14 protein-coding genes are annotated in these 14,088 nt (G+C 64.9%); 8 read left to right on the top strand and 6 right to left on the bottom strand.

All coding sequences use genetic code 11. The features are described 5' to 3' along the window. Nucleotides 1-6: 6 nt before the first annotated feature. A complete protein-coding gene (locus V6D91_RS05465; protein ID WP_347318489.1) occupies nt 7-477 on the bottom strand; it encodes an acyloxyacyl hydrolase in 471 nt (156 codons plus the stop codon). A gap of 105 nt (nt 478-582) precedes the next feature. On the opposite strand from V6D91_RS05465, the gene V6D91_RS05460 reads away from it, so the two are divergent. Then, entirely contained in the window at nt 583-1,239 is a 657-nt protein-coding gene (locus V6D91_RS05460; RefSeq protein WP_347318487.1) for a dienelactone hydrolase family protein, read from the top strand. A gap of 33 nt (nt 1,240-1,272) precedes the next feature. Here the strand turns inward: V6D91_RS05460 and mnmE are convergent, their stop codons facing one another. From mnmE to rpmH, 5 genes are read right to left on the bottom strand one after another with little or no spacing between them, the layout of a single operon-like run. Further along, nucleotides 1,273-2,652 carry a tRNA uridine-5-carboxymethylaminomethyl(34) synthesis GTPase MnmE gene (gene mnmE, locus V6D91_RS05455; RefSeq protein ID WP_347318485.1) on the bottom strand — a complete coding sequence of 460 codons (1,380 nt, stop codon included), beginning with the start codon at nt 2,650-2,652 and terminating at the stop codon, nt 1,273-1,275. Nucleotides 2,653-2,669: 17 nt separating this feature from the next. Next, the gene (yidC, locus tag V6D91_RS05450) at nt 2,670-4,337 is read right to left on the bottom strand and encodes a membrane protein insertase YidC (protein ID WP_347318483.1); all 1,668 of its coding nucleotides are present in this window, start codon (nt 4,335-4,337) and stop codon (nt 2,670-2,672) included. Then, complete coding sequence (gene yidD, locus V6D91_RS05445; protein ID WP_347318481.1) at nt 4,300-4,566, bottom strand: membrane protein insertion efficiency factor YidD; 267 nt, start codon at nt 4,564-4,566, stop codon at nt 4,300-4,302. The genes yidC and yidD overlap by 38 nt, the downstream gene beginning before the upstream one ends. Continuing rightward, nucleotides 4,551-4,907, bottom strand: coding sequence for a ribonuclease P protein component (gene rnpA / locus V6D91_RS05440; RefSeq protein WP_347318479.1), 357 nt, complete (start codon nt 4,905-4,907; stop codon nt 4,551-4,553). The genes yidD and rnpA overlap by 16 nt, the downstream gene beginning before the upstream one ends. 29 nt (nt 4,908-4,936) lie before the next feature. Further along, nucleotides 4,937-5,071, bottom strand: a complete 135-nt coding sequence (gene rpmH / locus V6D91_RS05435; protein ID WP_347318477.1) for a 50S ribosomal protein L34 — start codon at nt 5,069-5,071, stop codon at nt 4,937-4,939. Between the two features lie 171 nt (nt 5,072-5,242). Here rpmH and dnaA point away from each other — a divergent pair, with 171 nt between their 5' ends. The 7 genes from dnaA to xth all read left to right on the top strand — a co-directional run bounded on the left by dnaA (nt 5,243) and on the right by xth (nt 14,077). Next, on the top strand, nt 5,243-6,607 hold the full coding sequence (dnaA, locus tag V6D91_RS05430; RefSeq protein ID WP_347318475.1) for a chromosomal replication initiator protein DnaA: 1,365 nt from the start codon (nt 5,243-5,245) through the stop codon (nt 6,605-6,607). 262 nt (nt 6,608-6,869) lie between these two features. Next, on the top strand, nt 6,870-7,976 hold the full coding sequence (dnaN, locus tag V6D91_RS05425) for a DNA polymerase III subunit beta (protein ID WP_347318473.1): 1,107 nt from the start codon (nt 6,870-6,872) through the stop codon (nt 7,974-7,976). A 43-nt stretch (nt 7,977-8,019) separates the two neighbouring features. Further along, nucleotides 8,020-9,087, top strand: a complete 1,068-nt coding sequence (gene recF / locus V6D91_RS05420) for a DNA replication/repair protein RecF (RefSeq protein WP_347318471.1) — start codon at nt 8,020-8,022, stop codon at nt 9,085-9,087. Between the two features lie 35 nt (nt 9,088-9,122). Then, entirely contained in the window at nt 9,123-11,546 is a 2,424-nt protein-coding gene (gene gyrB / locus V6D91_RS05415; protein ID WP_347318469.1) for a DNA topoisomerase (ATP-hydrolyzing) subunit B, read from the top strand. Between the two features lie 215 nt (nt 11,547-11,761). Further along, nucleotides 11,762-12,340: a LemA family protein gene (locus tag V6D91_RS05410; RefSeq protein WP_347318467.1), complete on the top strand. Its 579-nt coding sequence runs from the start codon at nt 11,762-11,764 to the stop codon at nt 12,338-12,340. 15 nt (nt 12,341-12,355) lie between these two features. After that, the gene (locus V6D91_RS05405) at nt 12,356-13,261 is read left to right on the top strand and encodes a GIDE domain-containing protein (protein ID WP_347318465.1); all 906 of its coding nucleotides are present in this window, start codon (nt 12,356-12,358) and stop codon (nt 13,259-13,261) included. 51 nt (nt 13,262-13,312) lie between these two features. Continuing rightward, a complete protein-coding gene (gene xth, locus V6D91_RS05400; RefSeq protein ID WP_347318929.1) occupies nt 13,313-14,077 on the top strand; it encodes an exodeoxyribonuclease III in 765 nt (254 codons plus the stop codon). The last annotated feature ends 11 nt before the right edge of the window (nt 14,078-14,088 follow it).

The raw sequence follows: 14,088 nt of genomic DNA, 5'->3' as shown, positions 1-14,088 counted from the left end.
GGGGCCTCAGAACCGGCCGCCCAGTTCGAGGCTTTGCAGATTGATGCCCGGGTTGTGCTCGTACAGATCGCCGTTGGAGAGGTGGTGGATGCGGTAGCCCAGGGTCACGCTGCGCCCAAGATCGAGGCGCAACCCGACATGGGTATCGAACTGCACCTTGCCCCCCAGATCGACCTCGCCGAAGCGGCGCTCGCTCAGCAGGGTGGGCCGCCAGCCGGCATCGAACACCCAGCCCGCGCCCGAGGGGCGCAACTGGACCACCGGACCTGCGGACAGACGCCAGATGGAATCACCCTTGCTTTCCATGCGGCCAACCCCGCCCTCCAGACGGAACTGAAGACCGGGGGTTGGCGTCCAGAAGCTGCCGCTACGCAGGCGTAGCTCCTGTACGGAGGCGTTTTTGTCTTCGCCAAAGAAATTCAGCCCCGCGGACAGACCGACATCCACCGCGAATACGGAAGGGGAACCAAGAACCATCCCCAAGGCAACAAGAAACGGGCGCATCGGACAAGTTCCTTCAACAAAATTCTTGAAAACGGATTATAAGACTGGGATGTCCTCCACCACTGCGGAGAGCCATCCATGACTCGCCAAGCTTCACAAGCCGTTACCCTTGTGCTGGACGATGAACCCCACGAAGGGCTGCTCGGCCTACCCGAGCATGCGATCGGTCTCGTCCTGTTCGCCCACGGCAGTGGCAGCAGCCGCCTGAGCCCACGCAACACCCAAGTCGCCCATGTCCTGCACGAACACGGCATCGCCACCCTGATGTTCGACCTGCTGACGGCGGCGGAGGACCGCGTCTTTGCGACCCGCTTCGATATCGCCCTGCTCAGCCATCGCCTGCTCGACGCCACCCGCTGGGTACGCGAGCAGAAGGAGACGAGGGATCTTGCGCTCGGCTATTTTGGCGCCAGCACCGGAGCCGCCGCCGCCCTGATCGCTGCCGCGACCCTCGGCGACGGGATACGGGCGGTCGTCTCCCGCGGAGGACGTCCCGACCTCGCCATGCCTGTCCTGGCCGACGTCACCGCCCCCACCCTGTTGCTCGTCGGCGGACTGGATTTCCCGGTGATCGAGATGAACGAGGCCGCCTTCCGCCACCTCAAGGGGCCGAAGGAGCTGCGCATCATTCCCGGCGCGACCCATCTGTTCGAGGAGCCCGGCACCCTGGAACAAGTCGCCGAGGCCGCCGCCGACTGGTTTGCCCGCTATCTTCCCGAAACCATCGAACAGTGAACGCGCCAAAGACCTGCGGTCGGCGGCTTCGATTCACTTGCCGATGCAGAAACTCGAGAAGATCCTTCCTAACAGATCATCCGAGGTAAAACGGCCGGTGATCTCGCCCAAGTCCTCCTGCGCCAGCCTCAGCTCCTCCGCCGCGAGTTCCCCGGCACGCGCGTGCAAAAGATGGGCCCGCGCCGCGTGCAGGTGGGCCTCGGCCCGCTCGAGTGCATCGAGGTGGCGGCGGCGGGCAAGGAACACGCCGCCCTCGCCCGGCTGATACCCAAGGCAGGCCTTCAGGTGTTCTCGCAACAGATCGAGGCCCTCGCCGCGCTTGGCCGAGAGGGCGATCTCGGTCACCTTGTGCCCCGGGGCCTCGGTCAGCTCCTCGAGCAGGCGCTCCCCGGCCGGGCGGCCGGACAGGTCGATCTTGTTGCGTACCAGGGTGAACGGCTTGCCGGCAGGCAACTGCTGGAGGATGGCCGCATCCTCAACGGCGATACCCTGCGCATCGTCCACCACCAGCAGCACGCGGTCGGCGCGCTCGACCTCCAGCCAGGCGCGGCGGATGCCCTCCTGCTCGACCACATCCGCACTCTCGCGCAGCCCGGCGGTATCCACCAGGTGCAAGGGCAGACCGTCGATGGACAGATGCTGGCGCAGGACGTCGCGGGTGGTGCCGGGGATGTCGGTGACGATCGCCGCCTCCACCCCGCACAGGGCATTGAGCAGGCTGGACTTGCCCGCATTTGGCTGACCGAGGATGACCACGTGCAGCCCCTCGCGCAGCAGGGCCCCCTGATGGGCGGCGGCGCGTGTACGCGCCGCCTGGGCCAGCAGACCGTCCAGCCGCATCACGAGGGCCTGGTCGGCGAGGAAGTCGATCTCTTCCTCGGGGAAATCGAGCGCCGCCTCGATGTACATGCGAAGCTGGATCAGCTGCTCGGTGAGGCCCTGCACCTCGCGCGAGAAGGCTCCCTGCAAGGAGGCCAGCGCGGCCTTGGCTGCCGCCTCGGAGCCGGCGTCGATCAGATCGGCGATGGCCTCGGCCTGGGCAAGATCCAGCTTGTCATTGAGGAAGGCTCGCTCGGAAAACTCACCCGGCCGGGCCAGCCGTGCGCCAAGCCCAAGGCAGGCGCGCACGATGCCATCGAGCACCACCGGACCGCCGTGCCCCTGCAGCTCGAGCACGTCCTCGCCAGTGAAGGAATGCGGGGCAGGGAACCAGAGGGCAATGCCATCGTCCAGCGCCTCGCCGGCCGCATCGCGGAACACGCGGTGGGTGGCCTGGCGCGGCTTCGGCAGGCCACCGAGCATCGCGCCTGCAATGGCCGGGGCGAGTGGACCTGAGACCCTCACCACCCCCACCCCGCCGCGCCCGGGCGCGGTGGCAACGGCGACAATGGTGTCCTGGCGACCGCCGCTCATGCCCCAGACCTAGGACGTCAGACGTCCATGGCCCCCATGCGCTTGTTGATCACCCACTGCTGCGCGATCGACAGCACGTTGTTCACCACCCAGTACAGCACCAGGCCCGACGGGAAGAAGGCGAAGAACACGGTGAATACCGGCGGCAGGATCATGAATACCTTGCGCTGCATCTCGTCCATCGGCTGGGGGTTGAGCTTGTGCTGCAACCACATGCTGATCCCCATCAGGATGGGCAGGACGAAGTAGGGATCCATGGCGGTCAGGTCATTGATCCACAGGATGAAGGGCGCCTGGCGCAGCTCCACCGACTCGACCAACACCCAGTAGAGCGCGATGAACACGGGGATCTGCACCAGAATCGGCAGGCAGCCGCCGAGCGGGTTGATCTTCTCCGTGCGGTAGAGCTTCATCATCTCTTCCGAGAACTTCTGCTTGTTGTCGCCATAGCGCTCCTTCAGCGCCTGCAGCTTGGGCTGCAGCTTGCGCATGTTGGCCATGGAGCGGTAGCTGCTCTCGGAGAGCTTGTAGAACACGAGCTTGATCAGCACGGTGACCAGCACGATCGCCCAGCCCCAGTTGCCCACCCAGTCGTGGAACAGGCTAAGCAGCCAGAAGATGGGTTTGGCGATGAAATGCAGCATGCCGTAGTCGACGGTCAGATCCAGCCCTTCGGCCAGGGCCTCGAGGTTGCTCTGGATCTTCGGCCCGATGTACAGGCTGGAGGCAAAGGTGGTGCTGACACCCGGCTCGACCGTGCGGGTGGGCGACATCATGCCCAGGGTGTAGAGCGTATTGCCGTTCTGGCTGGTGAGGGTGTAGAAGCGGTTGAGCTCGGCCTTGTCGCCCGGCACCCAGGCACTGACGAAATAGTGCTGGATCATGGCCACCCAGCCGTTGCTCAACTGGGCATCCAGCGGCACCTTGGCCATGTCCTCGAACTTGACCTTCTCGTAGGCACGACGCTCGCCATCGGCCTGCGTCCCCGCATACACACCGCCGGTGTAGGTGTAGACCAGTGCCATGCCCCCCGCATCGGCGTTGCGCTGCAGCTGACGGTACTGACTGCCGTTCCACGGCTTGGCCGCGCCATTGTGGACCTCATGGGCCACATCCACCTTGTAGCTGCCACGCGTGAAGGTGAAGGTTTTGGTGACCTTCACCCCATCCTGCTCCCAGGTCAGCGGCACCTCGATGCGTTCCTCGCCCTGGCCCAGACGGTATTCATGCGCCGCCGCCGCATAGGCGGCATAGTGGTCGGGCGCGGGACCGTCCGCAGCACGCAGACCGGACTGGGCAATGTTGATCGTTCCGGACGCATCATTGAGCAGGCGCACCGGCTGGTCCGGATGCTCAAGACTGACCGGATAAGCCAGCAGGTCGGCACGCTGGATCACCCCGCCGCGCGTGCTGATCACCACATCCAGCACATCGGTCACCACGCGGACCTGCTGCTCACCCGCCGCCACCGGGCGGGCCGCTGGCTGGGCCTGGGTGGTGGGGACGTCATCGCGCGCGCCCGAGGCAGCCTCTACCTTGGCTGCGGGCACATCCGCCTGGGTGGTGGGGCTCACGGCCGCCTGCTGCTGGGCGAGGAAGGCGGCCTGATCCTCGTTCCAGGCCTGCCACATCAGCAGCATGACGAAGCTAAACGCGATGATCAGAATGAGGCGTTGGCTGTCCATGATTGGGCTTGTCTTGGGGCTCGGGGACGGGATCATACCCGCCGGGGCTGAAGGGATGACAACGCAGCAGGCGTTTCACGGTCAGCCAGCTGCCACGCAGGGCGCCGTGATGCTGGAGCGCGTCGATAGCATAACAGGAACAGGTCGGCTCGAACCGGCAGTGATGCCCGAGAAAAGGGCTCAGCAGCAGGCGATAGGCCTTGACCAGGGCAATCAGGACTCGGCGCATCGGTCGAGCAGCCTCTGCCAGGCGAAATTCAGCGCGGCACGCAATTCGCCATTGGTCACCTGCTCGACCCCGGCACGGGTGAGCAGCACGCAATCCATGCCGCAGCCGCGCAAGGCATGCTGACGGAAGGTCTCGCGCGCCAGGCGCTTGATCCGGTTGCGCTCGTGCGCACGCCGAACGTGGCGCTTGGCGACGGCGAGGCCAAGGCGGGCGAAACCCAGCTCATTGCGGCGCGCAAGCACAACGACCCCGTTGCGCGAAACGCGCACGGGGTCGGCAAACACGTTCTTGAATTCTGCCGGCCTGAGCAGGCGCGCACGCTTGGGAAAGGACGTTTCCACGTAGGCGCCCGTCAGAGATCCGACGGGAATCAGGCGGACAGACGCTTGCGGCCTTTGGCGCGACGAGCGTTGAGAACGGCACGACCGCCACGGGTCTTCATGCGGGCACGGAAACCGTGGGTGCGCTTACGATGGATGATGCTGGGTTGGAACGTTCTTTTCATGATCAAGACCCCTGCGAAGGGACGAGCGGATAGCAAACCGCGGATTAAAGCCAAAAATGCCCACCGGGTCAATGATCAATGACCAAGCCGAGCAAAACCTTTGTGGATGAGGCTGTGGATAAAAGGTTAAGATAAGCCGTCTTTAGACGACACGCGCAAGAGAACCCTTCCTTGAGCAACCTCCCCCTCTGGTCGCACTGCCAGGCCCAACTGGCCAGTGAACTCCCCGAACAGCAACTCAACACCTGGATCCGCCCCCTGCAAGCCATCGAGGAGGACGGGCACCTGCGCCTGCTCGCCCCGAACCGCTTCGTGCAGGACTGGGTGAGGCAGAACTTCCTTGCCCGCATCGAGAGCCTCGCACGCGGCGCAAGCGGCAACGACGGGTTCAAAGTCAGTCTCGAGGTCGGCAGTTCACCGCGCCCGCGCAGTCCCGCGGCCCCTGCCCCCGCGGCAAACGTGACACCGGTCGTCACGGCCGAACGGCGCGCTGCACCGCGCGAGGAGAGCGCGGCGCACAACCTGAATCCGTCCTTCACCTTCACCTCATTCGTCGGCGGCAAGTCCAACCAGCTGGCCCGCGCGGCCGCCGTGCAGGTGGCAGAGAATCCCGGCGGTGGCTACAACCCGCTGTTCATCTATGGCGGGGTGGGCCTTGGCAAGACCCACCTGATGCACGCCATTGGCAACCAGATGCTGGCCAACAATCCAAGCGCCCGGGTGCTCTACCTGCATTCCGAGCGCTATGTGCAGGACATGATCCGCGCCATCCAGCACAACGCGATCAACGAGTTCAAACAGTTCTACCGCTCGCTGAACCTGCTTTTGATCGACGACATCCAGTTCTTTGCCGGCAAGGACCGCTCGCAGGAGGAGTTTTTCCACACCTTCAACGCCCTGATGGAGAACGGCCAGCAGATCGTCATGTCCTGCGACCGCTATCCGAAGGAGATCGAGGGTCTGGAAGAGCGCCTGAAGTCCCGCTTCGGCTGGGGCCTGACCGTCGCCATCGAACCGCCGGAGCTCGAGACCCGGGTCGCGATCCTGCAGAGCAAGGCCGAACAATCGGGCATCGAGTTGCCGAGTGAGGTCGCCTTCTTCATCGCCAAGCGCATCCGCTCCAACATTCGCGAGCTCGAAGGGGCGCTGCGCCGCGTGATGGCCAGCAGCCAGTTCACCGGCCGTCCGATCACCCTCGACTTCACCCGCGAGGCGCTCAAGGACCTGATTGCCCTGCAGGATCGACTGGTCACAATCGACAACATCCAGAAGACCGTGGCCCAGTACTACAAGCTCAAGGTGGATGACCTGCTCTCCGAGCGCCGCAGCCGCTCGATCACCCGCCCAAGGCAGATGGCCATGGCGCTGGCCAAGGAGTTGACCAACCACAGCCTGCCCGAGATCGGCCAGGCCTTCGGTGGTCGCGACCACACCACCGTCATCCACGCCTGCCGCAAGATCGCCGAATTGCGCGAGAGCGATTCGCGCCTCGCCGAGGACTACATCACCCTCCTGCGCACCCTGAGCAGCGGTTGAGTCCGTAGTGGATGAAAACGTGGATCACGCTGTGGATGAAGCATGGAACAGCGCTGTGGATGAAATCCATGCACAGTTATCCACAGATTGCGAGCAGCATGCCCATGCACAGATCGCATCCCCCATCCACCAGGAAATATTTCGTTAGATGATGAAACAAAAGGGATTTTTCGCTTTGTCCACAGCGGGACGACAGCTACAACAGCGTCATCACTTTCTCTTTTATCCATAAATAGCTTGCTTTTGTTAACAAGGAGCCACCATGCGCCTGAGCCTTCCCAGAGAGACCTTTCTGCCTGCGATCCATCAGGTCATGGGCGCCGTGGAACGCCGCCAGACCCTGCCCATCCTCGGCAACCTCCTGATCGAGGCCTCCGCCAATACCGTGCGCCTCACCGCCACGGACCTGGAAATGGAGCTGGTGACTGAAATCAGCGTGCTGGTCGATCAGGAAGGCGCCACCACCATCCCCGCACGCAAGCTGCTCGACATCTGCCGTAACCTGCCCGAAGGCTGCGACATCACCCTGAGCACCGATGGCAGCCAGGCCGTGATCCAGGCCGAACGCAGCCGCTTCCAGCTGGCCACCCTGCCGGCGGAGGACTTTCCGCGCATCGAGGCCCTGCGTGATCCCCAGTCGCTGGTCATCCGCCAGGGTGTGCTGAAGAACATCATCCAGCACGTCGCCTTCGCCATGGCCCAACAGGACGTGCGCTACTACCTCAACGGCATGCTGCTCGAACTCGCACCGAATGCCCTGCGTGGTGCAACCACCGACGGTCACCGCCTGGCCCTGTGCGAGGCGCCGGCCGAGCTCTCGCTTGGCGAGGTGCGTCAGGTGATCGTGCCGCGCAAGGGCGTGCTCGAACTCCAGCGCCTGCTCGGTGAGGGGGATGCCGAGGCGCGCATCGAGGTGGATGCCAACCACCTGCGGGTGGACATGGGGACCCTGCGCCTGACCAGCAAACTGGTGGATGGCCGGTTCCCGGACTACCAGCGCGTGATCCCGACCAGCAGCGACAAGCGCCTGACGATCGGCCGCGAGGCCCTGCGCCAGGCCCTGACCCGGGCTTCCATCCTCTCCAGCGAGAAGTTCAAGGGCGCCCGCTTCACCCTCGAAGGGGACCTGCTCTCCATCGAGACGCAGAACCCGGAGCGGGAAAATTCCCGTGAGGAATTGCTCGCCGAGTACCAGGGCGAGGCGCTCACCATCGGTTTCAACATCGCCTACCTGCTCGATGTGCTGAACACCCTGCAGGATGCGGAAGTCACCCTGGAGCTGCGCAATGCCGAGAGCAGCGGGGTCATCCACCACGATGGCCCCGACGGCATGCGTTGCACCTACGTGATCATGCCGATGCGTCTGTGAGCCCAGCGGCATTGAACCTGCCGGGGAGACCCGCCAGCCGGGCATGATCATCGAACAGCTCACGATCCGGCACCTGCGCTCCATCGGGCAGGCGGAGCTGGATCTCGCCCCTGGCATCAACCTGTTCTGCGGCAGCAACGGCGCGGGCAAGACCAGCGTGCTCGAGGCCGTGCACGTGCTGGCCACCGGACGCTCCTTCCGTACCATCCAGCTCGAGACCCTCCGCCAGCATGACCAGGCGGAGCTGATCCTCGCCGCACGGGTGAAGGAGGGTGATACCCATCACCGGATCGGCCTGAGCAAGGGCGCGGCGGGACTCGCCCTGCGTCTGGATGCAGCACCGGCGGAACGGCTGTCGGATCTTGCGCGCCATCTCGCCGTCATTGCCCTGCATGCCGACAGCGACCAGCTGGTGCAGGGCGGACCCTCGCTGCGGCGGCGTTATCTCGACTGGTGGCTGTTCCATACCCGTCCGTCCTTCTTTGCCGAGTGGATGCGCTACCAGCGCCTGCTCAAGCAGCGCAACGCCGCCCTGCGCACGGACCCCCGCCAGCTTGCGGCCTGGGATGAGCCCCTTGCCCAGGCGGGGGAGGTGGTGGCGGGCCTTCGGTGCGAGGCGGCCGAGCGGCTGATGGGGCAGCTCGAACGCCGCCTGGTCGAGTTGGGTGAATTTGCTGGCTTTGCCTGGTCGCTGCATTCCGGCTGGAGCCGTGGCGAACCCTTGCTGGAGGTGCTGCAGCGCACGCGGATGCGGGATCGGGAGCAGGGTTTCACCGCGCAGGGTCCGCACCGGGCCGAGCTGCGCCTGCAGCTTGCAGGGCGCGAGGCGAAGGAGGTGCTCTCCCGCGGCCAGCAGAAGACCCTCGCCACCCTGATGCTGCTGAGCCTGGCCGAGTCCTACCATGCCGAGCGGCAGACCCTGCCCGTGATCCTGCTCGACGACCTTGCCGCCGAACTGGACGACCGGCACCGCGAGCACCTGCTCCAGCAGCTGACCGGCCTGGGCGGGCAGATCCTGCTCACCGCCCTTGAGGGCGGTGAGCTTGCCCCCTGGCTGCCCTCCTCCACCCGGAACTTCATCGTGCAGGCTGGAAACATCAGCGTGCTATGATGCAAAAGTTTGATCATTTCCCGGTCGCACGAACCATGACCACGGACAGCCCCCCGAACCCCAGCGCGCAGCAGTACGACTCCTCCTCGATCAAGGTGCTCAAGGGCCTTGACGCCGTGCGCAAGCGCCCGGGCATGTACATCGGCGACACCGATGACGGCAGCGGTCTGCACCACATGGTGTTCGAGGTGGTGGACAACGCCATCGACGAGGCCTTGGCGGGCTACTGCACCAACGTGGACGTGGTCATGCACGCCGACGGCTCGGTCAGCGTGGCGGACGACGGTCGCGGCATCCCGGTGGACATCCATCCGGAGGAGGGCCGCTCCGCCGCCGAGGTCATCATGACCGTGCTGCACGCGGGCGGTAAGTTCGACGACAACTCGTACAAGGTCTCCGGCGGCCTGCACGGGGTGGGGGTGTCGGTGGTCAATGCCCTCTCCGACCACCTCGAGCTGGTCATCCGCCGCAACGGCAAGAAGTACCGCCAGGAATACTGCCTGGGTGAGCCGCTCTACCCGCTCAAGGAGATCGGTGAGGCGCAGGGCACCGGAACGCGGGTGCGCTTCAAGCCCAGCCCGACCATCTTCAGCAATGTCGAGTTCCACTACGACATCCTCGCCAAGCGCCTGCGCGAGTTGTCCTTCCTCAACTCCGGCGTGCGCATCCACTTGCAGGATGAGATCAGCGGGCGCGAGGATGTGTTCATGTACGAGGGCGGCATCCGCGCCTTTGTCGAACACCTCAACCGTGGCAAGACGCCGATCCACCCGAGCGTGATCCACATTTCCGGCGAGAAGGACGGGATTGGCGTCGAGGTGGCGCTGCAGTGGAACGACGGCTACAACGAGAGCGTGTTCTGCTTCACCAACAACATCCCGCAGCGGGACGGTGGCACCCACCTTGCCGGCTTCCGTGCCGCGCTGACCCGCACCCTGAACCAGTACATGGAGCAGGAAGGGCTGTTCAAGAAGGCCAAGGTGGACATCTCGGGGGATGATGCGCGCGAGGGCCTGACCGCCGTGCTCTCGGTCAAGGTGCCGGACCCGAAGTTCTCCTCGCAGACCAAGGACAAGCTGGTCTCCTCCGAGGTCAAGGCCCCGGTCGAGACCCTGCTCGCGGACGCCCTGCGCGACTTTTTGCTCGAGCGCCCGGCCGAGGCGCAGGCCATCACCGGCAAGATCATCGATGCCGCCCGCGCCCGCGATGCCGCGCGCAAGGCCCGCGAGCTGACCCGCCGCAAGGGCGCGCTGGACATTGCCGGCCTGCCCGGCAAGCTGGCCGACTGTCAGGAAAAGGACCCGGCCAAGTCCGAGCTGTTCCTGGTGGAGGGTGACTCCGCGGGCGGTTCCGCCAAGCAGGGCCGCGACCGCCGCAGCCAGGCCATCCTGCCGCTCAAGGGCAAGATCCTGAACGTGGAGAAGGCGCGCTTCGACAAGATGCTCTCCTCCGCCGAGGTCGGCACCCTGATCACCGCGCTCGGCACCGGCATCGGTCGCGACGACTACAACCCGGACAAGCTGCGCTACCACCGCGTCATCATCATGACCGACGCTGACGTGGACGGCTCGCACATCCGCACCCTGCTTTTGACCTTCTTCTACCGCCAGATGCCGGAGCTGATCGAGCGCGGGCACATCTACATCGGCCAGCCGCCGCTGTACAAGGTCAAAAAGGGCAAGCAGGAGCAGTACGTCAAAGACGATGTGGAGATGAACGCCTACCTCCTGCAACAGGCCATCGACGGCGCCCGCCTGCACGTCTCGGCCGACAGCCCGGCCATTTCCGGCGAGGCCCTGGAACAGTTGGCCCGCGCCCACCTTGGCGCACGCGTCGTCATCGATCGCCTGGCCCGCCGTTTCGACCGTGCCGCCATCGAGCACCTGCTCGACCTGCCGCGCATGTCTGCCGATAAGCTCGAGGGTGCTGCCGAATGGGCCAACCGCTGGGCCGAACTGCTCAACGAGGGCATGGATACCCGCGTGCGCCATTCCGCCGAGGTGGTAAGCGTGGAGGGCGAGCCGGCCATCCGCCTGACCCGCGACCAGCACGGCTTGAGCCACTCTTGGGTGTTCGATACCGACTTCTTCAACTCCAACGACTACCGCCTGCTGGCCGAGCACGCCGACCGCGTCCACGGTCTGCTCGGCCCGGATGCCATCGTCCGGCGCGGGAATGAATCCAAGCTGGTGCGCCGTTTCGAGGAGGTCATGCAGTGGCTGCTCGATGAGGCGCGCAAGGGCCTCACCATCCAGCGCTACAAGGGTCTGGGTGAGATGAACCCCGAGCAGCTGTGGGAAACCACCATGAACCCCGAGACCCGCCGCCTGTTGCAGGTACGGATTGAGGACGCCATCGCCGCGGATGAGATCTTCACCACCCTGATGGGCGATCTGGTCGAACCGCGGCGGGAGTTCATCGAACGCCACGCCCTGTCGGTCCACAACATCGACGTGTGAAACATCAAGGCCCGTTCAACGGGCCTTTTTCGTATCCTGCTATGCTCAACGAGAAGGGTAAGGGATGAATGAATCATCTCCCCTCCCCCTTGAAGGGGGAGGGGGTGGGGGAGAGGGTGATCATTCAGTGAAACGCACAGCCCCCTCTCCCTAACCCTCCCCCGCCAGGGGGGAGGGAACATGCCACAATTCAGCGCATTTCAAGGAGTAAGCCTGTGAGCATCGCCCTGATCGTCACCCTGGCCCTGATCGGCGCCCTGCTGCTGTACGGGGTTTTGATCTACAACAACCTGGTCAGTCTCAAACACGGGGTGAGCAAGGCCTGGGCCAACATCGACGTGCTGCTCAAACAGCGCCACGACGAGCTGCCCAAGCTGGTCGAGACCTGCCGCCAGTACATGAAATTCGAGCAGGAGACCCTGGAGCGGGTCATGCGTGCCCGCAACCAGGTGCAGGCCGCGCGCGAGGCGCATGACCTGCGTGACCTGGGCCAGGCCGAGGGCCAGTTGCGCTTAGGGCTCGGCAGCCTGTTCGCGGTGGCCGAGGCCTATCCGGAACTGAAGGCCAACGAGACCTTCCAGCATCTGCAGGCACGCATCTCCGGCCTGGAAAGCTCGATTGCTGACCGGCGCGAGTTCTACAACGAGGCGGTCAATGCCAACAATGTGCGCATCGAGCAGTTCCCGGATGTGATCATCGCCCGCCTGTTTGCCTTCAAGCCCTTCGAACTGCTCGAATTCGCGGACGAAGAAAAGGCCGATGTCGACCTGAGGGCCCTGTTCGGCCAGCACTAAGGAAGGCCACGCGCCGTGCAGGCCCTGGTCGATGCGATCGCGCGCGATCCTGAATTCGGTTTTCTGCTGCTCTTCCTTGGCGGGTTGTTCCTGATCGGCATGGCCCGTTTTCTGCGCCTGCAGGCCCGCCGGCGGGTGATGGAAGACACCCCCACCTCACGGATCCGCTCGGCCACCCAAGGGTATGTGGAGCTGATCGGGCAGGCCCGGCTGATGGACGGTCCGCCGATCCTCTCCCCACTGAGCCACACCGCATGCGCCTGGTGGCGCTTCAAGGTGGAAAAGAAAGAGAAGGATGATGATGGTACCCGCTGGGTTGTGGTCCGGCAGGGCACCAGCTCCAGCCTGTTCCTGCTCGACGACGGCACGGGCGAGTGCGTGATCGATCCCGATGGGGCCATCGTCGAACCCGCCTTTCGCCGTACCTGGTTGGGTGCCACGCCCCAGCCAGGGGGTGGCTTGAGCGCCCCGTGGATGAATGCTGGCGACTACCGCTACACCGAGGAGATGATCCAGGCCGGCGAGCGCCTCTATGCCCTGGGCTGGTTCACGAGTGTGGACGGATTGCAGGTGAGCCCGCAGGAGATCACGCGCGACCTCGTGATTGCCTGGAAAAACGACCCTTCGCTGCGCCAACGCTTCGATGCCAACGGGGATGGCCGCCTGGACGAGGTGGAGTTTGCCGCCTTGCGCGAGGCGGCCCAGCGGCATGCGCACGACCTCCAGCAGGAACAGGCCCTCCTGCCGCAGACCCATCTGCTGCGCGCCGATCCGCAGGGCAGGCCGTTTCTCCTCTCCACCCATGACCAGCAGCAACTGGCCCGGCGCCTGCGCCTTCATGCCTGGCTGTGGCTGGTGGCCGCGCTGGCCGCGCTCGGGGTCCTCGTCCACCTTGTGACCGAAGGGGTGCCGGCAGGATGAGGGCGGATGTGGAACAATACGCCGCCCCCACTCACCGCCGATGTACTGACGATGAAGATCGCCACCTGGAACGTGAACTCCCTGCGTGTGCGCCTGCCGCAGGTGCTCGACTGGCTCAAGACCGAGCAGCCCGACATCCTCGCCCTGCAGGAGACCAAACTGACCGACGATCTCTTTCCGCAGGAGGCCTTCCGTGCGCTCGGGTATGAGGCGGTATTCTCGGGCCAGCCGACCTACAACGGCGTGGCGGTGCTGGCACGCCAGCCCCTTGCGGACGTGGTGACCGACATCCCGGGCTTCGAGGATCACCAGCGCCGCGTGCTGGCGGTTACCGTCGGCAACCTCCGGGTCATCAACCTGTACGTGGTCAACGGTGAGGCGGTGGGTTCCGAGAAATATGCCTACAAGCTCGCCTGGCTTGCGGCCGCGCATGACTGGATCCGCGACGAGTTGCAACGCCACCCCGAGACGGTGGTTCTCGGCGATTTCAACATCGCCCCGGAGGATCGCGATGTGCACGATCCGGAGGCCTGGCGCGAGAAGATCCTCTGCTCCACCCCCGAGCGCGAGGCCCTGCGCCGCCTGCTCGACCTCGGTCTAGTGGACGTCTTCCGCCGCTTCGAGCAGCCAGAAAAGACCTTCAGCTGGTGGGACTACCGCATGAACGGTTTCCGGCGTAACCTTGGGCTGCGCATCGACCTGATCCTCGCAAGCACGCCGCTGGCCGATCGCTGCACGGCGGCTGGGATCGACAAGACGCCGCGCGGTTGGGAACGCCCGTCGGACCACGCTCCGGCCTGGGCAGACTTCGACTGACATCAAGGGCT

Origin of the sequence: Thiofaba sp. EF100 (genome assembly GCF_039822285.1) — a bacterium.
GTDB lineage: Bacteria > Pseudomonadota > Gammaproteobacteria > Halothiobacillales > Halothiobacillaceae > Thiofaba.
This window is presented reverse-complemented; position numbering and strand designations above follow the sequence as displayed.